Below are 18,845 nucleotides of genomic sequence, written 5' to 3' on the forward strand. Positions count from 1 at the left end.
GGGCGGGACAAGAGGCCGATATGACAGAGATTAAGATTTACAACACCAAGGCACGCGCCAAGCAGGTGTTTGAGCCGCTGGACCCCGAAAATGTGCGCCTCTATGTCTGTGGCCCGACCGTTTATGATCGCGCCCATCTGGGCAATGCGCGTCCTGTTGTGGTGTTTGACGTTCTGCAACGGCTGCTGCGTCATGTGTATGGCGCGGATCATGTGACCTATGTGCGCAACTTCACCGATGTGGATGACAAGATCAACGCAACGGCTCTGGCCCGCAAAGAAGCAGGCGCCGAGGGAACGCTCGAAGAACTGGTGCATGAACGCTCGAACGAGACCATTGACTGGTATCTCAAGGACATGGGCGCATTGGGCGCGCAGGAACCCGATCAGATGCCGCGCGCAACTGAATATATCGCGCCGATGATCGCGATGATCGAGGAGCTGATTGCCAAGGGGCACGCCTATCCGGATGGGGCGGGGCATGTGCTCTTTGCGGTGAAAAGCTATGACAATTATGGCGCGCTGTCGGGTCGGTCGGTGGATGATATGATCGCCGGGGCGCGGGTTGAAGTGGCGGACAACAAACGCGATCCGATGGATTTTGTGCTGTGGAAACCGTCCAGTGATGACTTGCCCGGTTGGGACAGCCCCTGGGGCCGGGGCCGCCCCGGTTGGCATATCGAATGTTCCGCCATGTCGCTGGAGCTTCTGGGCGCGTCCTTTGACATCCACGGCGGCGGCAACGACCTGCAATTCCCGCATCACGAAAACGAGATCGCCCAGTCGAAATGCGCCCACCCGGAAGGGGATTTCGCGCGCTATTGGATGCACAATGAAATGCTGCAGGTTGAGGGCAAGAAAATGTCCAAGAGCCTTGGCAATTTCTTCACCGTGCGCGATTTGCTGGACCAAGGCGTGCCCGGCGAGGTGATCCGCTTTGTCTTTCTCGGCACCCACTATCGCAAGCCGATGGACTGGACGGTAGAGAAAGCTGTGGCAGCGGAAAGCAAGCTTGAGGACTATGTAAAGCTGGTTGCTAAGTTTGCCTCCCTTGAAGAGGCGAAGAAATTAGCGCCGTCAAGTGCGATCATTGATGCACTTGCAGATGATTTAAACACACATCTTGCTCTTGCGCGACTGGAATCCCTTGCGAACCATGCAGATTGGGATGGACTTGCACGCAATCTAGAGTTTCTAGGTTTCTATAGTTTTGAGCAGCTGGAGAACTTCTCTGATCAATTCCATGCGAAAACGAATTCATTGTCTGCCCTCGCCACCAAGCTGCACGAGGTTCGCCTTGCTGCAATGGAAACCAAAGACTTCTCTGCCGTGGATGCTTTGAAAGCCGCCATGACGGAGGCAGGTGTACAGATCCGCATGTCGAAAGAGGGGGTGGAGCTGGAGCCCGGCCCCAATTTCGATGCGGCGAAGCTGGACGGGATTTAGGCACTGACCCGCGGGCCTGTCCCGCTTCGCGCCCGACCCGCCCCCCAGGGCGGGCGCGAAACCGCACCCACCCTCGGGCCGGGCGCAAAGCGGGGGCGATGATGATGACACGAGAGGCGCCAGATGACCGAGAAGCTCTACCTCTATGATACAACGCTGCGCGACGGGCAGCAGACGCAGGGTGTTCAGTTTTCCTTTGCGGAAAAGACCCAGATTGCCGAGGCGCTGGACGGGTTGGGCATTGATTACATCGAAGGCGGTTGGCCGGGCGCGAACCCAACGGATAGCGAGTTTTTTGCGCGTGCACCCAAGACCCGCGCGACCTTCACCGCCTTTGGCATGACCAAACGGGCCGGGCGCTCTGCCGAAAACGACGATGTGCTGGCCGGCGTGATGAATGCGGGCACCTCGGCGGTCTGTCTGGTGGGCAAAAGCCATGATTTTCACGTCACCACCGCGCTTGGCATCACGCTTGAGGAAAACATCGAAAACATTCGCGCCACGATGGACTACATGGTCCGGCAGGGGCGTGAGGCGCTTTATGATGCCGAGCATTTCTTTGATGGCTACAAGGCAAATCCCACCTACGCGATCGATTGCCTGAAGGCCGCCCATGACGCCGGTGCGCGCTGGATTGTGCTGTGTGATACCAATGGTGGCACGCTGCCGCATGAGGTGTTCGAGATCACGAAGGCCGTCATAGATGCAGGCATTCCCGGCGATCATCTTGGCATCCACACCCATGACGACACCGGCAATGCGGTGGCCTGCACGCTGGCCGCCATCGACGCGGGCGCGCGGCAAATCCAGGGCACGCTGAATGGGCTCGGTGAGCGTTGTGGCAATGCCAACCTGACCACTCTGATCCCGACGCTGCTGTTGAAAGAACCCTATGCAAGCCGGTTTGACCTTGGGGTCAGCCGGGAGGCCCTGAAAGGCTTGACCCGCCTGTCGCGCCAGCTTGATGACATCCTGAACCGGGTGCCCAACAAGGCGGCGCCCTTCGTTGGCGCGTCCGCCTTCGCCCATAAGGCGGGGCTTCATGCAAGTGCGATTTTGAAAGATCCCACCACATATGAGCATATCCCGCCGAAAACCGTGGGCAATACACGCATTGTGCCGATGTCGAACCAGGCGGGGCAATCCAACCTGCGCGCCCGGCTTGCGGATGCCGGAATTTCGGTCGAGAAGGGGGATCCGCGGCTTGCGGATATCCTGACGCGGGTGAAAGAGCGTGAGGAAAAAGGGTATGCCTATGATAGCGCGCAGGCGTCTTTTGAACTGGTGGCGCGCAAGGTCCTTGGGCAACTTCCTGAGTTTTTCGAGGTCAAGCGCTACAAGGTGACGGTTGAGCGGCGCAAGAACAAGCGCAACAGGATGGTCAGCCTGTCCGAAGCGATTGTGGTGATCAAGATAGGCGGCGAAAAGAAGCTGTCGGTTTCAGAAAGCATGGATGAGAGCGGCACCGACCGGGGGCCGGTCAACGCGCTGGCCAAGGCGCTTGGCAAAGATCTGGGTCCCTATCAGTCGATCATTGATGATATGCGGCTGGTGGACTTCAAGGTGCGCATCACGCAAGGCGGGACCGAGGCGCAGACCCGCGTGATCATCGACAGTGAAGATGGGGCCGGGCACCGCTGGTCAACGGTGGGCGTCAGCCCGAACATCGTGGATGCCTCGTTTGAGGCGCTTCTGGACGCCATCATCTGGAAACTCCTGCGTGACGGGGCCAAAGCGGTATGAGTGGCGTCATGACAGCTCATGAGGCGCTGAATGCCTGTGCGCAGATGGTGCAGAAGGGCGATCCGGATCGGTTTCTGGCGGCGATGACTGGACGCCCCGACGAACGCGCCCGGCTGTTCCCGCTTTACGCTTTCAACCTTGAAATTGCCCGCGCGCCCTTCATGTCGAATGAGCCGATGGTCGCCCTGGTGCGGTTGCAATTCTGGCGCGACGTGATTGAAGGGAAAACGGTGGTCGCGCATGAGGTGGCCACGCCCTTGCAAGAGCTGATTGCCGCGGGCCAGCTTGATCGTGGGTTGCTGGAACAGATGGTGGATGCTCGGGAAGGGGATGTGGACGGGATCGGCCGGCAGGGTGCCTCCTCTATCCTGGCCTATGCAAAGGCCACCAGCGGCGCGCTGATGGCCGCGAGTGCAGACGGGGACCGGGAGGGGCTTGTCAGGTTTGGCACCGCGTTGGGTGTTTCCAACTGGTTGAATTCCCTACCAGAACTTGCGCGCGTGGGGCGGGGGCATGTGCCCCCGAGCGATGAAGTCATCGCCGAACTGGCAAATGCAGGTCTGGCGGAGCTGAAAGCGGCCCGCAGATCTTTGCCACGAAAAGGGTCGGGCGCATTGCGCAGCGGATGGCGGACGGAAGCCATCCTGAACCGCGCCAAATCCTCTCCTGATCTGGCCGCTGCGGGCGCATTGGGCGGGTCGGAGTTTTCCCGCCGCGCGCGTCTTCTGTGGCTGTCCGCGCTTGGCCGCTGGTAAGCGCTTTCGCGCGTCCTAAAGCGTTTCGGTTTTAACCTGACACAGGGCAAAACCGAAACGCGGCAAGAGATATCAATGTCGTGGGCGTTTCAGAATAAACATGCGTTTCAAGTTTATCCCGAAACGCTTTAGATACTGTTAACCCGTTTGGCCGGATCAGCCTAGTTTTGCGGCGGTGCGGGCAAGCGTTGTGATGCCGTCCCAATCTCCGGCCTCGATCAGCTGCCGCGGGGCAACCCAGGACCCGCCCACGCACAGAACATTGGGCAGCGACAGATAGTCCGATGCATTTGCAAGGCTCACGCCTCCGGTTGGGCAGAACCGGATCTGGGGCAGGGGAGAGGCCAGGGATTTCAGGAATTTACTCCCCCCGGCGGCCTCTGCGGGAAAGAATTTCTGCACCGAATACCCGCGTTCCAGAAGGCGCATGGCTTCGGTGGCTGTGCTGGCGCCCGGCAAAAGCGGCAGCTCCACGGCTTCGCAGCTGTCGATCAAAAGATCGGTCGCGCCGGGGGATACGGCAAATTTGGCGCCAGCGGTTTTGGCATCGGCGGCATGGGTTGGGGTCAGAACGGTCCCGGCCCCGACAATGCCCCCTTCGACCTGAGACATTTCCGCGATCACTTCGATGGCGGCAGGCGTGCGCAGAGTAACCTCCAGCACCGGAAGCCCGCCCGCGACAAGAGCGTGGGCCAGCGGTTGTGCATGGGCGGGATCATGCACCACGAGGACCGGGATAACAGGTGCCCGGGTGCAGATGTCTTCGCTGAAGGCCGTGGCCGCGGCGGCTGGTGTCATGTGTCATCTCCTGTCAGGATCGGGGAGGCGCCGGTGGTGGCCGGGCCGACATGCTGGCGAAACGCGGCGAACAATTCGCGCCCCATGCCGGTTTCGTTGGAGGTAAGGTCCTTGGTTTCAGGCGTGCGATCCGCAAACCCGTTGGCCAGCACCTGAAGCTGACCGGCCGTGGCATCAAGGCGGATCAGGTCGCCATCCCGGACCCGTGCGATCGGACCACCTGCCGCGGCTTCGGGTGAAATATGAATGGCCGCGGGAACTTTTCCCGAAGCCCCGGACATGCGCCCGTCTGTCACAAGGGCCACTTTCAGACCGCGATCCTGTAGCACGGAAAGAACCGGCGTCAGTCCGTGCAACTCAGGCATACCATTGGCTTGCGGCCCCTGAAAACGTACGACAAAGACAGTATCCGTTGTGATTTCATTGGCTTGGAAGGCTGCCTTCACGCTTGATTGATCGGTGAAGACCCGCGCTGGCGCTTCGATAATGTGGCGCTCCGCTGCCACGGCGGAAGTTTTAATCACGCCTTGCCCAAGGTTGCCATCCAGCTTGGCCAGCCCCCCGGTCGGCTGAAACCCCTCAGAGGGAGGGCGCAGGATCTTGTCGTTCAGGCTGGTGCGTGGGGCAGGTTCCCAGCGTACTCTTTCACCTGCGAGCTTGGCTTCAACTGCGTAGTTTTCCAACGGTCCCGCCACCGTGGTGACATCGTTATGCAAGAGCCCCGCTTCGAGCAGATGGCCGATCATGTAGCCAAGGCCGCCGGCTGCATGGAAATGGTTCACATCCGCCAGCCCATTGGGATAAACGCGGGCCATCAGTGGAACGGCGGCGGAAATATCGGCAAAATCCTCAAGTGTCAGGATCACCCCGGCCGCGCGGGCCATGGCAGGCAGGTGCAGCACCAGATTGGTGGATCCACCTGTTGCCATCAGCCCGACAATCCCGTTCACGAAGGCGCGGGCGTCCAGCACATGGGCGGCGGGTGTATGCCGGTCAGGCGCTGCGATTTCAATTGCGCGGCGCACCCCTTCGCGGGTCAACGCATCGCGCAGGGGGGTATGAGGGTTGACGAAGCTTGATCCCGGCAGATGCAGCCCCATAAACTCCATCAGCATCTGATTGGAATTGGCGGTGCCGTAAAATGTGCAGGTTCCAGGGCCGTGATAGGCGGCCATTTCCGCCTGCATCAGGGCTTTTCGGTCAATCTCACCTTTGGCGAAGCGTTTCCGTATTTCGGCTTTTTCATCATTTGGCAGGCCAGAGGTCATGGGGCCTGCGGGCAGGAACGCTGCGGGGATGTGGCCCAAAGTGGCAGCGGCCATGACAAGACCGGGAACAATCTTGTCGCAAACCCCAAGGTAGAGCGCTGCATCATAGGTGTTGTGGCTAAGCGCGATGGCTGCGGCCATGGCAATCACGTCACGGGAAAATAGGCTCAGCTCCATGCCGGTTTCACCCTGGGTGACGCCGTCACACATGGCGGGCACCCCACCTGCCACCTGGGCGGTGGCGCCCATCTCCCGCGCGGTCTGTTTGATCAGGTCGGGGTAGGTGGCATATGGGGCATGGGCCGACAGCATATCGTTATATGCGGTGACAATGCCCAGGTTCGGGGCCGTCCCCTCTGCAAGACTGGTCTGGTCTGGTCCTGCCCCGGCATAGGCGTGTGCCTGTCCCGAACATCCCAAATGCCCGCGGGCTGTCCCTTTCGCAATCGCGGCGTTGATCTTGGCCAGATAGGCATCGCGGGTATGTCTGGAACGTGTTTCAATCCGTTCTGTAACCTTGTCTATCCGGGAATTCAGCATGGCGGTCCTTTGGGTGAGTTAGGAAGCGGAGCAAGGAGTGAATAGCAGGATCTGCTATCGCTAACAAGTGCGGCCAGGTGATGCAGGGGGGGCTTTCCGGGCAATTAAGAAAATGTGTTTTTTCAGATTGATAGTGCATTTGTCACAGGGTTACCCTGCGGTTTCCTTAATGCTGCCTCAATTGGTTAACAAGATCCTACGAAAAAGGATGTGCAGAATGCACTTCCATCGCATCAATCGGAGGCGAGCATGAAACTGGGTAAGCTCTTTCTTGGCATGGTGGCCATCGCGGCCTTGTCGGCCTGTATGAAACCAGGGGAAGTGACGCGGGCGCAACCTTCCAATCTCGAACTGGGGGCGGCAAGCGGCGCACAACAGCCTAAATCCGTTGAATATAATGTCACGGATGTTCGCGTGACCGTGCCGCGCAGCCTTACCGTTTCCGAGGCCAACTCGCTGAAGCCGAGAGCCGACATTGTCTGGCGCGAAGACCCGCTTGGGGATCGTTACAAACAGGTTCAGGTGATCCTTGATGATGCGTTCGACCGTGGTGTCAGCACCCTGAACAAGGGGCGTCCGGTGGTTCTTGAAATCACCTTGCAGGAGTTCCATGCCCTGACCCAGCGCACGCGTTACACCTATGGGGGCACCCATGCGCTGCGCTTCGACCTTACGGTTCTGGATGCAAAAACCGGGATGATCCTGGAACCCAAACGCACGATCCAAAATGACCTGCGTGCTTTTGGCGGAGAAGAGGCGCTGGCCGCAGAGGCACGGGGTGAGACGCAGAAAGTTCGGATTACCGCTCATCTGGCAGCCGTCATTTATCAGGAAATGACCCGCCCGAGAGATTTCCTGCCCGCGGATTTTGTTCCCCATATGCCGCAGACCACCGTTGCTGCTGTTGCTCCCGAGGCAGCTCAGTAATCCAGCGAACTTTCAGCGGGACAGACCGAAACAGGCGGCGAGAGCCGCCTTTTTCATTGGCCCCCCCCGGCAAAACCGGCTAACAGGCAGGCATGACTGATACGCGCCCCACAATCCGCCTTAAACCAAAAGCCAACGCCCGCGCCATTCGCCATGGCGCCCCGTGGGTTTATGACAATGAAGCTGTCACCGATCGCCGGACAAAAAAACTGGCTGCAGGAACAATTGCGGTGCTCGAGGATGGTGACCGGGCGGCTTTGGCCACGGTGGCGATCAACCCCGGTTCGCGCATTATTGCACGTGTGCTGGATCGTGATCCCGAGGCGCAGATAGATCGCAATTGGCTGCGGGACAAACTTGCCGCGGCGCTGGCCCATCGTGAAACCTTGTTCGACGCGCCGTTTTACCGGTTGGTGCATGCAGAGGCCGACGGGCTTCCCGGGGTGATCATAGACCGTTTCGGCGACGTTGCGGTTGTGCAGCCCAACGCTGCCTGGGCTGAGTTCCTGCTGGATGATCTGACCACCGCCCTTGCCGAAGTGACCGGCGTGACCACCATTTTAAAAAACGCAGGCGGGCGTGCCCGGGTGCTGGAGGGGCTGGGGGATGAAAATGCCGTGCTGCTTGGGGATCTTCCCAAGGCGCCGGTCCCGGTGTCGATGAATGGCGCAACCTATCTGGCTGACCTGGTGGGGGGGCAGAAAACGGGCTTGTTCTATGACCAGCGCCCCAATCACGCATTTGCGGCGGGGCTTGCCAGGGAGGCGCGGGTTCTGGACGTGTTCTCTCATGTTGGGGGTTTTGCCTTGTCTGCCCTTGCGGGCGGTGCGACATCCGCCCTGTCGGTTGACGGATCGGCGGCGGCGCTGGAGCTTGCAGCGGGTGGGGCCGACGCGATGGGGGCCGCAGATCGGTTTGCCACCCGCAAGGGGGATGCCTTTGACGTCTTGACGACACTGGCCGAAGAAGGGGCGCAGTTTGATGTGGTGATCTGCGATCCGCCCGCCTTTGCCCCGTCGAAAAAGGCGTTGGAGCCGGGGCTGCGGGCTTATGAACGCGTGGCACGGCTGGCAGCGCCCTTGGTGGCACCCGGCGGGTATCTTGGGCTGTGTTCCTGTTCGCATGCGGCAACCGTGGACAAGTTTCGCAATGCCTCGAACCGCGGGGTTGGGCGGGCCGGGCGGGCGTCGCAACTGATCTACACCGGATATGCAGGCGCTGATCACCCCCAGCACCCACAGCTTGCGGAAAGCGGCTATCTCAAGGCGCTGTTTTACCGGATGTTGCCGTGAAGGTTTGTATCGACGCCTGCGTGCTTTACCCGACGGTGATGCGCGAAATGGTGTTGGGGGCGGCTGAGGCCGGTCTGTTTGCCCCCTTCTGGTCACCGCGTATCCTAGAGGAATGGGCCCGTGCCGCAGCGCGCCTTGGTCCGGAACAAGAGATGTTTGCGCGGGGTGAGATTGCGCAGCTGAATGCCCGGTGGCCATCGGCCAGCGTGGCCCCACGAGAAGGGGACATGCGCAGGCTTTACCTGCCCGATGAAAATGACATTCATGTTCTGGCGTCGGCCATAGCAGCAGGGGCCGATGTCTTGCTGACGCTTAATCGTGCAGATTTTCCGGGCCATGTGTTGGCGGAAGAGGGGCTGCGCCGCGAAAGCCCGGACCTGTTCCTGCGTGATTTCGTCGACACCCACCCGCAACAGATGACCGCGCTGGGTGAGCGGGTTTTGGCGGAGGCGCGTCGCCTGTCAGGGGAGGGCAGCTGGACGCTGCGCAACCTGATGAAAAAAGCTCGCCTGCCACGTTTGGGCAAAGCGCTGGAGCAACTTGGTTGACGCGGTCCGCCCGGTTTCAAAGCGTTTCAACCGACCATTTGGCCTCGTTTTTCTCAATCGCGGCAATGCGATCTGCGGTTTTCGGATGGCTCATCAACCATGCCGGCATCACCCCACCGCGCCCTTTGGTGAGGTGATCGAGCTTCCCAAACAGGGATTTCTGCGCCTCTGTGCCAATGCCTGATTTGAGCAGGAGCGCGGAGGCATATTCATCCGCTTCATATTCATCCCCCCGCGAAAGCCCTGCCGCCACAAGGCGGGTCAGGAAGCGGGCGATATAGACACCGGCGCCGGGCAAAAAGCGCGACAGCATCATGCTCAGCACCGTGCGCAATGCGTTCTGCCCGGAAAAATCAATCATGCGTTTGCGGGCATGTCCAAGGGCCACGTGACCCAGTTCATGGGCAATCACCGAGGCCAGTTCCGGTCCGGTGACGCGGCCATTGCGATATTCCTCCATGAACCCGCGGGTGATGAAAATCCGCCCATCCGGCGCGGCCAGGCCATTGATCGGCTGAATTTCATAGACGAAAACCCGGATCCGGGGCAGGTCGAGGGCCCGTGCCATCTGATCGGTCAGCTGTTTCAATCCCGCATCAGCCAGTTCCGAAGAATTCTCGTCCAGCTCGCGATGGGTGCGCCAGACCGAAAACCGGTAAAGCACATAGCCATAAAGGACAGGGAGAAGGATAGGGAGGAGCTTCAGCATAAAGCTTATATGGGGGCAAAACCCGTTTTGGGAAAGAGGAACCAACCGGTTCGTTTCAGGTTTTTCGATTGCGGGCCATGGCGTGGATCCATGAAAAAAGGAGAGCTGCCAGGGTCAGAGCGGCAAGAAAGCCAGCCAGATTTCCCATGACACCGGCCAGATATTCAACCTGATTGGCAAACCCATATCCGAGACCCACGTAAAGTGTGACCCAGACGACCTCTCCGATCAGGCCCCAAAGGGTAAAGCGCCCCCAGGACAGCCCCGCCTGCCAGCATCATCAATGAGGTCGGGATTGGGAGCGCGAGACAGGAGAGAAAAGCGGCAGCAAAGACCACCCATGGTCCATAGGTGGTCAATAGGGCAAAGACGGCGTCCGTGGTCATCATTGGCCCGCATCCCCGGCGGGGTGTTCGCTTTGATAGACCGACAGCCCCGTGTCGATCCTTTGCAGCAACTCATTCAGTGCCAGATCATGTTTCGCCGCTATATCACTCAGCGATCGGGGGTCGTTTTCAAGGTCGCGACCCGGCACCGCTGATTGCATGATGTCCATCATGTCGGGGCGTGGGATGCGCCAGGAATGGGCCACGTATCTTGGGGTCATCCAACCGGCAAGCGGTTGATTGCGATGATCGGGATTGCCCCAATATACGGCTTCGCTGATGGTGCGGATTGCGAAAACGCCGCCTGCAATCAGGCAAAGGATCATCAGCGCGGTTGCCACCGGAGCGGCGCGCCACATGGTTTGAAGCTGGATTTTCGCTGCATTCAATGGGCGTTACACGCGATCCTCCTTGCGGGTTTCATATCTTATACTTCTTGTTGCCCCGTTTCCGTCGCCTGTCGTTGTGACATTTCGCTGGGTGTTGTGCAGAGGGTTGCGCGCCTATCTCATGAAGGATGCAGAACAAAGGGTCTCGGGATGGGTCCGGAACACGTGGTTGTTTTGAAACACCCGCAACATTGGAACCTCTTCCGGTGTTTCGACCTTTCCCGTCTCAGGTGAAACTCGAAACGCTTCAGGGATCGACATCATGACCAAAGCCCGTTGGATCCGGATATTCCGATATGTCGCCTCAATCGAAGGGTGGAGCTATGTTGTGTTGCTGTTTGTGGCCATGTCGTTGAAATACTGGGCTGAAATGGATGCGGGTGTTGTGCTGGCCGGAAGGGTGCATGGCGGATTGTTCATTGCCTATATTGCCGCCCTGTTTGGTGCCGCGGGGCTGGGGGGACTGTCGAGCGAACGTGTCAATTGGGCATTGCTGGCCAGTTTGCTGCCTTTTGGGACCTTTCTGCACGACCCCTAGCTGAAGCGAGCAGAACAGGATCTGCGCGGTTTGCAACGGGAGGTTTAACGCCCCAGATCGCGCATCCCGCGATCAATGCCTTCCAGCGTCATTGGGACCATGCGCCCCTCGAAAATCTCATTGATCATCTGAATGGACTGGGTGTAGCGCCAATGGTGCTCAGGCGTCGGATTGATCCACATGTGATTTGGCCATTGCTCGCGCGCGCGCTGCAGCCAGACCTGGCCGGCTTCATCATTCCAATGCTCGTTGGCACCACCGCGATAGGCGACCTCGTAGGGGGACATGGAGGCATCGCCCACAAAGATACATTTGTAATCCGGCCCATAGGTGCGCAGCACTTCCCAGGTCGGGGTCTGGTCATTCCAGCGCCGGGCATTGTCGCGCCAGACCCCTTCGTAGAGGCAGTTGTGGAAATAGTAATATTCGAGATGCTTGAATTCCGCGCGTGCGGCGGAAAACAGTTCCTCAACCACCTTGATATGCGGATCCATGGAACCGCCGACATCCAGAAACAGCAGGACTTTCACGGCGTTGTGCCGTTCCGGCCGGGTTTTTACGTCAAGATAGCCATGTTCTGCCGTGGCGCGGATGGTGCCGTCCAGATCCAGTTCTTCATGTGCCCCGTCGCGGGCCCAGTTGCGCAGGCGCTTCAGGGCCACCTTGATGTTGCGTGTGCCCAGTTCAACATCGCCGTCCAGATTTCTGAACTCCCGCTTGTCCCAAACCTTCACCGCGCGCTGGTGGCGCGAGCGGTCCTGCCCGATCCGAACCCCTTCGGGGTTATAGCCATAGGCCCCGAACGGGGACGTGCCAGCCGTGCCGATCCATTTGTTGCCGCCTTGGTGTCGGCCTTCCTGCTCTTTCAGACGCTCTTTCAGCGTCTCCATCAGCTTGTCAAACCCACCCAGCGCCTCAATTTCGGCCTTTTCTTCCTCGGTCAGAAACTTCTCGGCCATTTTTTCAAGCCATTCCTGAGGAATATCGACGGCTTCCAGCATCTCCTCCATGCTGATTGCCTCCAGTCCCTCAAAGCTCATCGCAAAGGCCTGATCGAACTTGTCGATATTCCGTTCGTCTTTCACCATCGAGGTGCGGGCAAGATAGTAGAACCCTTCAATGTCATAGGTGACAAGACCTGACTTGATGCCTTCAAGGAAAGTCAGATATTCGCGCAGGGAAACCGGAACACGGCAGGCCCGGAGATTTTCGAAAAAAGGAAGAAACATCAGCAGATTACCTCGCGAAGATGACAGAGGCAAAAATGGCTAGGAGGGCAAAGATAATGCCGTGAACCGCTGCGTATTGGGCCAGGTCAAACCCGGTTCCTCCACGCTTATGCGCCCGCCAGGCGCCAATGGCTGCTCCTGCAAGCAGGGCTGCGATGATACCCATGGCCTTCTCCCTTGCCATCTGTTTCCCGCAAGGGTCCGTTGCAGGCCCGAGGGGTCAACCCGGTGAAATGGCAGCAATTTCGCGCAACCGCGCGCTTACCTGATCCGTCGAACCAAAGCCATACCGTGCCCAGCCCAGACTGTCGAGCCTCACCAGCTGGGCTTCGGTGTCGCGGCCCGCAAGGTCCAGCGCCTCTGCCTTCAGCATCAGAAGGGTTGAGAGAAGGGCGGCATTTTCCGCGGATTTCACAGGGGCGATATGGCGATTGACGATGTCGATGGCTTCCTCGGCATGGCCAAAAGACAGGGCATAGGCCGCCAGCTGAACCCCCATATGGGCGGCCTGAAGGCGTGCTCCGGGGCTGGCACTGTAAATGCGGTCGGCCTGACGGAAGGCATCAAAAGCACCACTGCTGTTGCTGGCCAGTGTCAGGCGACCCTGAACAAATAGGCTGAAGGCAAGCCGAGGGCCTTGCCAGCCTTGCGCCCGGGCAATCTCCACGGCTTTGATTGCGGCGGCACGTCTTTGAACCTGGTTACGTCCCTGTCCCAGTGCGGTTTCAATGGCGTTTTTCCATTCTCGCGGGGTAGGCGGGTGGTGACGTGGCAGACCGATACCACCCGCCGGGTTCAGCCGGGCGAGCAGTGCCGGCAATTGTGCAGCCACCTGAGCGCGTGTCATGCCCGAGCGCAGCTCTGGCGCGTAAAACGCGCGCAGGATCAGCATGTCAAACCCCGTCAGGACGGTGTGAAAATTATCATCGTTGAAAACGGAATTTGTCAATCTATACAAATCATTAACCGGTCCGAGAGCCTGGGCCATCTCTTCGTGCAGACAATCTCGCATCTCTTGCGGGGCAACATTCCCAGGCAAAAAGATCGACATCTTTGTTCTGGTGCGCAGCTGGGTCCAGTCTGTCACAATTGTTCCACGGAAGGATTTGTATTCCTGCCAGCTTGCCACATTCGGAGCCACGAAACAGGCTGCATTAGGCACAAGGCGCTGGAGCTCGGCCTTTGGGACAACCTCAACCGTGAGGGCTGCGGGGCGTGCGCTGTCAACCTGTCGAATATCAATGGCCGCCTCGATACGCAGGCGTTGCAGCAATTGGGTCAGATCCTGTTGCATCTGGCCGGGGTAACGACCCAGAACCCTTACGGTAACGGGGCCCTCAAACCGGCTGAGAACGGGCAGGGCGCGCCCGCTTTCAAGCTGAAAGCTGAGATCGAGGAAATCCCCCGCGATATCTGAATTGCGCCGTTCCGGGCGCGGGATGGAGGTGTTGCTGAACGCTTTCATCGGCGGCAGGGCCAGCGAGAAATTTGGCACCTGTCGCGCAGTGACGTCATCGGCCCCGTTGCCCGCACCTGTCCCACCGGGGGACATGCAACCAGACAAAACCAGCCCGGTCAGGGCCATCGCGACCCCCAGAATTTTTTTCCGCATCGTCAGCTCCTTCGTGATCCGGGAACGTGACACGATGTCGTGCGCCCACGGAGATAGGTCTTTCGAGCGGTATGGTTGAGGGTATGGGGTGTGGTTGCGCAATCCGCGTCAACAATGGCCCAGGCAGAGCCTCTGTTCGGCGGGCATTTGCGCGATGACACAAGGCAGGTTCGGCTGAACTGGCAAAGTGCAGCCCCCCTGCGGTCATCTTAATGCAAACATCCACCACCCTTTGCCGGACACGACAAAAACCATCCCAGCCAAGCGCAAACTGCCTGCTGAGCCCCCGTGTCCACGGGTGGCAATCGTTCGGGTGCGCAAACATATGACGGAAAGGAGCGGTTTCAAGACCCCTGTTTCCGACAATCCCCCGCCAGCATGTCATGTGACCTTCCCACGGGTCAGTACGACAGAACTTGGCGGATCGCATCAGCGTCCGAACGGAATTGTGAGCATTGCTTCCCATAACAATACAATCACACCGTTACTATGCCCCCCCAGGCATAATCACAGGTTAGTTAATAAACCGGGTTAAAGAAAGAAAAAGAGTGGGGTAAATGTGGCGTAAAAAGACTGTTTTCGTATTGGAACCAATGGGAAATCAATATTTTGTTGTGGATAACTCATCTTCTACAAGCCTGTGTGGGGGTATTTGGAAATTCTCGACGAATTTGCCGCTGACGGGATGGTTTGGTGATTCTGTGGATAAACCCCGTTGTGGGCGGCGGAAACTGTCGAGTTCCTTGGCAAGACATGCCAGCATTGGGCGCAAAGAAAAGGCGACCCGCAGGCCGCCTTTGGTTTCAAGCTGTTTGCACCTTGTCAGCGGCGACCACGTGCCATGAAGGCAAGCCGTTCAAACAGATGCACATCCTGTTCGTTTTTCAAAAGCGCCCCATGCAATGTGGGCAGCGCACTGGCGCCGTCACGTTTCAGATCCTCGGGTGAAATGTCCTCGGCCAGCAGCAGTTTCAGCCAATCCAGAACTTCCGAGGTAGAGGGTTTTTTCTTCAGCCCGGTCTGTTCGCGGATCTCGTAAAACTGTGTTAATGCGGTGGTCAGAAGCTGCGGTTTGATCCCCGGATGATGCACTTCAACAATCTTGGCCATCGTCTCCATGTCCGGGAAGCGGATATAATGGAAGAAACAGCGGCGCAGGAAGGCGTCCGGCAATTCTTTTTCATTGTTGGAGGTGATGATGATGATCGGGCGATGACGGGCGCGAATGGTTTCACCGGTCTCGTAGACATGGAACTCCATCTTATCAAGTTCCTGCAGCAGGTCGTTTGGAAATTCGATATCTGCCTTGTCGATTTCATCAATGAGCAGAACGATACGCTCGTCCGCCTCAAACGCTTCCCACAGCTTGCCGCGTTTGATGTAGTTGGAAATATCATGCACCCGCTCATCGCCCAGCTGGCTGTCGCGCAGGCGCGATACGGCGTCGTATTCGTAAAGACCCTGCTGCGCCTTGGTGGTGGACTTGATGTTCCACTCGATCATCTTTGCCCCCAGCGCCGTGGCCACCTGGCGGGCGAGTTCGGTTTTACCCGTGCCTGGCTCCCCTTTGACCAAAAGGGGGCGCTGCAGGGTTACGGCGGCATTCACCGCCACTTTCAGATCATCCGTGGCCACATAGTCGGAAGTGCCTTCAAATCGTGCGGTCATGGGGTCCGGTCCTGTTTAGCTGTCATTTCCGCCCCCTGAGGTAAAGAGCGCGCGCCGTTTTTGCAAGTCGCACCGAATGGGGCCGCCCCGCCGGAGAGGATAACGCTACGTGATGTGCGGGCGGATCGGGGCGATTGCGTGATTTTGATCCGGCTTTGTGTGATTCGGCATTCCGTTTAAAGTGCAGTTTTCCTAGTTTTACAGGGATTTCCGAGCTGTTTCACAGTTTTGATCAGAAGAGAGGGGATGAGGTGTTTTCCACTAGTGACATTGGCACGGCAGGGGTGTAAACGAACGCTCAGGAGGAAACCGGGCGGCGCGAGCAGATGGAGATGTCAGCCATGGCTGTCCGGGAGCAAAAGGATATAGAGATGAAAGCGGAAGTTTTCCTGCCTGACGATTATCAGCCTGCGGAAGACGAACCTTTCATGAATGAGCGACAGCAGGAATATTTCCGCCGCAAACTGGAAGCATGGAAAGCTGAGCTCCTTGATGAAAGCCGTCACACCATTGAAGGCCTGCAAGACAACACGCGAAACATTCCCGATATTGCAGACCGTGCTTCGGAAGAAACCGACCGGGCACTGGAATTGCGGACCCGGGATCGTCAGCGCAAACTGGTGGCAAAGATCGAACAGGCGTTGCGCCGTCTTGAAGAAGGCGAATACGGCTATTGTGAAGAAACCGGAGATCCGATCTCTCTGAAGCGGCTGGATGCACGTCCGATTGCGACGCTGAGCCTGGAAGCACAGGAGCGCCATGAGCGCCGCGAAAAAGTGCATCGCGACGATTGATCCGTTCACGATCACCAAGGAATTGCCCGGGTTCGCCCGGGCTTTTGCTTTCCGGATCGACGTCTTTTTCCGGGTGTGACCTTTCAGCGGCTTGCCGTTGAAGCCTATCCCGTTGAAAATACCCCAGACAAAGACCAAATCACCGCCAGACCGGACACGACGATATGACAAAGCTACAAAATCACGACATCACCGTTCTTGGTGGCGGGATCGGCGGTCTGACGGCGGCGATTGCGCTTGCGCAGAAGGGGGCAAATGTCACCGTCCTCGAACAGGCCCCGGAGATCACCGAAGTGGGGGCCGGATTGCAGATCAGCCCCAACGGGTTTCGGGTTCTGCAGGCGCTTGGGCTTGAAAAGGCCGCATATGAGGCCAGCATGCGCTCCAAGGGGGTGTGGCTGCGCGACGGTATGTCGGGGCGTGAGGTGGTGGATCTGAACTTTGGCGCCATTGCCCCGGATGACACGTTCTTGCTGTTTCACCGGACTGACCTGATCGGTCTTTTGGCGGATGCCGCGCGTCGCGAAGGGGTCGAGATCCGCCTGAACCAGCAGGTGGTTGACGTCGAAGATGGTGACGCGGGGGTCGGCGTGCGTTTTGCTGACGGTTCCGCGCATCATTGTGCGTTCCTGGTGGGGGCGGACGGGTTGCATTCCATCGTGCGCGGCAAGCTTAACGGAGTGGAACATCCGTTTTTCACCGGACAGGTGGCCTGGCGCGCCATTGTCCCGGCCACGGGGCGCGAACAGGCTGAGGCCACCGTCTTTATGGGACCGGGACGTCACATGGTCACCTATCCGCTGCGCGGCGGGTCGCTGGTCAATATCGTCGCCGTTGAGGAGAGAGCCGCCTGGGTGGATGAGGGGTGGAATACACCGGATGACCCAGCCAATTTGCGCGCCGCCTTTGCAGGGTTCTGCGATGATGCCATGGCGCTTTTGGAACGGGTTGAGGATGTGAAGGTCTGGGGGCTTCACCGGCATGAGGTTGCGCCGGTCTGGTATCAGGGCAGCAAGGGGGGCCATATGGTGCTGCTCGGGGACGCGGCCCATCCCACGCTGCCCTTCATGGCGCAGGGGGCGGTGATGGCGCTCGAGGATGCCTGGGTGCTGGCTCATTGTCTGTCTCACGAAGGGATGGAGCGGGGAGGGGCGCTGTATCAGGCCCGCCGTGGTCCACGTACCCGCCACATCGTGGAAGCCGCGAATAAGAATGCCCGCAACTACCACTATGGAAATCCAGCGGCCCGGATGATTGGTCACACCGCGCTGCGGTTGGCCGGGCGCTTTGTGCCTCACCTTGTTTATAACCGGTTTCGCTGGATTTACGACGCAGATGTCACCGCGGATGTCACCCGCCTCTGAACTTGCGCGCACAGGGTCCCAGGCCCGTCAGCGGGTCAAAAGCGCGTCGATTGTCGTGCCGGAAATACCGTTGCCAAGCGGCGAGAAATCACCGTCCTGAAACATTGCGCGGGCCGCATCGTGGATCACCCGGTGAGTGGCGCGCGCCAAGGCGGACCCCAGCGAAATCCGTGCCACCCCCGCCTCCGCGAACTGCGCGCGTGAGACTTCGGTGAACGGCCCCGCTGCCAGGGCATTGACGGGTAAAACGGTGGCGGCGCAGACCCGGGCCTGATCCGCAAGTGTTCCCGGCAGGGGCACGTAAATCGCGTCGGCACCGGCCTTTTCATATCCCCTGACCCGGGCAAGGGCTTCGTCAAGGTCGTATTCCCCGTTCATCACCCCATCCGCGCGGGCCAGCAGCACAAAATCGCCGGGCAGGGCGCGCGCGGCCGCACTTGCGGCACGGATCCGTTCGACCGCCACGTCGCGGGAATAGGGCGTGGTTGAGGGAAGTGCGGTGTCTTCGATCGATATCCCTGCAAGCCCGACCTCTGCCGCAAGCCTGACGGTTTCGGCACATCTATCGGGATCATCGCCAAATCCGTTTTCGAAATCTCCGGAAACGGGCAGGTTTACCGCCGCGACCAGATCCTGTGCATGGGACAGTGCCTCCTCCCGGCTGACATGTCCCATATCCGGTCGCCCCAGCGTAAAGGCATGTGCCGCAGAGGAGGTTCCGATCGCCTGTGCCCCCATGGCGGCGAGCAGACGGGCACTGCCGATATCCCAGGCATTTGCGAGGATAAACGGGTTTCCCCTCTGGTGAAGGGCGCGAAATTCTGCTCCGATGTCTCTCAT

At 59.1% G+C, this 18,845-nt stretch carries 18 protein-coding genes; 9 read left to right on the forward strand and 9 right to left on the reverse strand.

Annotated elements, in window-relative coordinates; all coding sequences use genetic code 11:
• The first annotated feature begins 20 nt into the window (after positions 1-20).
• The 3 genes from cysS (at position 21) to AKJ29_RS14265 (ending at position 3,943) form a co-directional block, all read left to right on the forward strand.
• Positions 21-1,445 carry a cysteine--tRNA ligase gene (gene cysS / locus AKJ29_RS14255; protein WP_055191923.1) on the forward strand — a complete coding sequence of 475 codons (1,425 nt, stop codon included), beginning with the start codon at positions 21-23 and terminating at the stop codon, positions 1,443-1,445.
• 123 nt (positions 1,446-1,568) lie between these two features.
• A complete protein-coding gene (gene cimA, locus AKJ29_RS14260; RefSeq protein WP_055191925.1) occupies positions 1,569-3,188 on the forward strand; it encodes a citramalate synthase in 1,620 nt (539 codons plus the stop codon).
• 8 nt (positions 3,189-3,196) lie between these two features.
• A complete protein-coding gene (locus AKJ29_RS14265) occupies positions 3,197-3,943 on the forward strand; it encodes a squalene/phytoene synthase family protein (protein ID WP_074963688.1) in 747 nt (248 codons plus the stop codon).
• Between the two features lie 156 nt (positions 3,944-4,099).
• Here the strand turns inward: AKJ29_RS14265 and eda are convergent, their stop codons facing one another.
• Both eda and edd read right to left on the reverse strand, forming a co-directional pair.
• Complete coding sequence (eda, locus tag AKJ29_RS14270) at positions 4,100-4,741, reverse strand: bifunctional 4-hydroxy-2-oxoglutarate aldolase/2-dehydro-3-deoxy-phosphogluconate aldolase (RefSeq protein ID WP_055191929.1); 642 nt, start codon at positions 4,739-4,741, stop codon at positions 4,100-4,102.
• The gene (gene edd, locus AKJ29_RS14275) at positions 4,738-6,549 is read right to left on the reverse strand and encodes a phosphogluconate dehydratase (RefSeq protein WP_055191931.1); all 1,812 of its coding nucleotides are present in this window, start codon (positions 6,547-6,549) and stop codon (positions 4,738-4,740) included. Before edd ends, eda begins: the two co-directional genes overlap by 4 nt.
• Positions 6,550-6,798: 249 nt before the next feature.
• Here edd and AKJ29_RS14280 point away from each other — a divergent pair, with 249 nt between their 5' ends.
• From AKJ29_RS14280 to AKJ29_RS14290, 3 genes are all read left to right on the forward strand, one after another.
• On the forward strand, positions 6,799-7,476 hold the full coding sequence (locus tag AKJ29_RS14280; protein WP_055191933.1) for a DUF6778 family protein: 678 nt from the start codon (positions 6,799-6,801) through the stop codon (positions 7,474-7,476).
• 92 nt (positions 7,477-7,568) lie between these two features.
• On the forward strand, positions 7,569-8,768 hold the full coding sequence (locus AKJ29_RS14285; RefSeq protein WP_055191935.1) for an RSP_2647 family RNA methyltransferase: 1,200 nt from the start codon (positions 7,569-7,571) through the stop codon (positions 8,766-8,768).
• On the forward strand, positions 8,765-9,316 hold the full coding sequence (locus AKJ29_RS14290; RefSeq protein WP_055191937.1) for an RSP_2648 family PIN domain-containing protein: 552 nt from the start codon (positions 8,765-8,767) through the stop codon (positions 9,314-9,316). Before AKJ29_RS14285 ends, AKJ29_RS14290 begins: the two co-directional genes overlap by 4 nt.
• Positions 9,317-9,332: 16 nt before the next feature.
• Here AKJ29_RS14290 and AKJ29_RS14295 read toward each other — a convergent pair whose 3' ends face one another.
• Both AKJ29_RS14295 and AKJ29_RS14300 read right to left on the reverse strand, forming a co-directional pair.
• On the reverse strand, positions 9,333-10,025 hold the full coding sequence (locus tag AKJ29_RS14295; RefSeq protein ID WP_055191939.1) for a M48 family metallopeptidase: 693 nt from the start codon (positions 10,023-10,025) through the stop codon (positions 9,333-9,335).
• A 385-nt stretch (positions 10,026-10,410) separates the two neighbouring features.
• Positions 10,411-10,800: a hypothetical protein gene (locus tag AKJ29_RS14300; protein WP_055191942.1), complete on the reverse strand. Its 390-nt coding sequence runs from the start codon at positions 10,798-10,800 to the stop codon at positions 10,411-10,413.
• 262 nt (positions 10,801-11,062) lie between these two features.
• Here AKJ29_RS14300 and AKJ29_RS14305 point away from each other — a divergent pair, with 262 nt between their 5' ends.
• Positions 11,063-11,338, forward strand: a complete 276-nt coding sequence (locus tag AKJ29_RS14305) for a DUF3817 domain-containing protein (protein WP_055191944.1) — start codon at positions 11,063-11,065, stop codon at positions 11,336-11,338.
• A 44-nt stretch (positions 11,339-11,382) separates the two neighbouring features.
• Here AKJ29_RS14305 and AKJ29_RS14310 read toward each other — a convergent pair whose 3' ends face one another.
• From AKJ29_RS14310 to AKJ29_RS14325, 4 genes are all read right to left on the reverse strand, one after another.
• Positions 11,383-12,567: a vWA domain-containing protein gene (locus tag AKJ29_RS14310; RefSeq protein ID WP_055191946.1), complete on the reverse strand. Its 1,185-nt coding sequence runs from the start codon at positions 12,565-12,567 to the stop codon at positions 11,383-11,385.
• Positions 12,568-12,574: 7 nt separating this feature from the next.
• Positions 12,575-12,733: a hypothetical protein gene (locus AKJ29_RS19920; RefSeq protein ID WP_055192479.1), complete on the reverse strand. Its 159-nt coding sequence runs from the start codon at positions 12,731-12,733 to the stop codon at positions 12,575-12,577.
• A 54-nt stretch (positions 12,734-12,787) separates the two neighbouring features.
• The gene (locus tag AKJ29_RS14320; protein ID WP_055191948.1) at positions 12,788-14,179 is read right to left on the reverse strand and encodes a DUF2927 domain-containing protein; all 1,392 of its coding nucleotides are present in this window, start codon (positions 14,177-14,179) and stop codon (positions 12,788-12,790) included.
• A gap of 822 nt (positions 14,180-15,001) precedes the next feature.
• Positions 15,002-15,847 carry an AAA family ATPase gene (locus AKJ29_RS14325; protein ID WP_055191950.1) on the reverse strand — a complete coding sequence of 282 codons (846 nt, stop codon included), beginning with the start codon at positions 15,845-15,847 and terminating at the stop codon, positions 15,002-15,004.
• 371 nt (positions 15,848-16,218) lie between these two features.
• Here AKJ29_RS14325 and dksA point away from each other — a divergent pair, with 371 nt between their 5' ends.
• Positions 16,219-16,641 carry an RNA polymerase-binding protein DksA gene (gene dksA, locus AKJ29_RS14330; RefSeq protein WP_055192480.1) on the forward strand — a complete coding sequence of 141 codons (423 nt, stop codon included), beginning with the start codon at positions 16,219-16,221 and terminating at the stop codon, positions 16,639-16,641.
• 164 nt (positions 16,642-16,805) lie between these two features.
• Positions 16,806-18,005, forward strand: a complete 1,200-nt coding sequence (locus tag AKJ29_RS14335) for an FAD-dependent monooxygenase (protein WP_055191951.1) — start codon at positions 16,806-16,808, stop codon at positions 18,003-18,005.
• Positions 18,006-18,032: 27 nt separating this feature from the next.
• On the opposite strand, the gene AKJ29_RS14340 is transcribed toward AKJ29_RS14335, so the two are convergent.
• A complete protein-coding gene (locus AKJ29_RS14340) occupies positions 18,033-18,845 on the reverse strand; it encodes an isocitrate lyase/PEP mutase family protein (RefSeq protein ID WP_055191953.1) in 813 nt (270 codons plus the stop codon).

The sequence above is a fragment of the Aliiroseovarius crassostreae genome (assembly GCF_001307765.1).
GTDB classification, from domain to species: domain Bacteria; phylum Pseudomonadota; class Alphaproteobacteria; order Rhodobacterales; family Rhodobacteraceae; genus Aliiroseovarius; species Aliiroseovarius crassostreae.

Coding starts and splice junctions, on each gene's coding strand:
- AKJ29_RS14335 (WP_055191951.1), top strand. CDS start 16,806: ATGACAAAGCTACAAAATCACGACATCACCGTTCTTGGTGGCGGGATC.
- AKJ29_RS14305 (WP_055191944.1), top strand. CDS start 11,063: ATGACCAAAGCCCGTTGGATCCGGATATTCCGATATGTCGCCTCAATC.
- AKJ29_RS14295 (WP_055191939.1), bottom strand. CDS start 10,025: ATGCTGAAGCTCCTCCCTATCCTTCTCCCTGTCCTTTATGGCTATGTG.
- AKJ29_RS14285 (WP_055191935.1), top strand. CDS start 7,569: ATGACTGATACGCGCCCCACAATCCGCCTTAAACCAAAAGCCAACGCC.
- edd (WP_055191931.1), bottom strand. CDS start 6,549: ATGCTGAATTCCCGGATAGACAAGGTTACAGAACGGATTGAAACACGT.
- AKJ29_RS14310 (WP_055191946.1), bottom strand. CDS start 12,567: ATGTTTCTTCCTTTTTTCGAAAATCTCCGGGCCTGCCGTGTTCCGGTT.
- AKJ29_RS19920 (WP_055192479.1), bottom strand. CDS start 12,733: ATGGGTATCATCGCAGCCCTGCTTGCAGGAGCAGCCATTGGCGCCTGG.
- eda (WP_055191929.1), bottom strand. CDS start 4,741: ATGACACCAGCCGCCGCGGCCACGGCCTTCAGCGAAGACATCTGCACC.
- cimA (WP_055191925.1), top strand. CDS start 1,569: ATGACCGAGAAGCTCTACCTCTATGATACAACGCTGCGCGACGGGCAG.
- dksA (WP_055192480.1), top strand. CDS start 16,219: ATGAAAGCGGAAGTTTTCCTGCCTGACGATTATCAGCCTGCGGAAGAC.
- AKJ29_RS14325 (WP_055191950.1), bottom strand. CDS start 15,847: ATGACCGCACGATTTGAAGGCACTTCCGACTATGTGGCCACGGATGAT.
- cysS (WP_055191923.1), top strand. CDS start 21: ATGACAGAGATTAAGATTTACAACACCAAGGCACGCGCCAAGCAGGTG.
- AKJ29_RS14280 (WP_055191933.1), top strand. CDS start 6,799: ATGAAACTGGGTAAGCTCTTTCTTGGCATGGTGGCCATCGCGGCCTTG.
- AKJ29_RS14265 (WP_074963688.1), top strand. CDS start 3,197: ATGACAGCTCATGAGGCGCTGAATGCCTGTGCGCAGATGGTGCAGAAG.
- AKJ29_RS14320 (WP_055191948.1), bottom strand. CDS start 14,179: ATGCGGAAAAAAATTCTGGGGGTCGCGATGGCCCTGACCGGGCTGGTT.
- AKJ29_RS14340 (WP_055191953.1), bottom strand. CDS start 18,845: ATGAGAGACATCGGAGCAGAATTTCGCGCCCTTCACCAGAGGGGAAAC.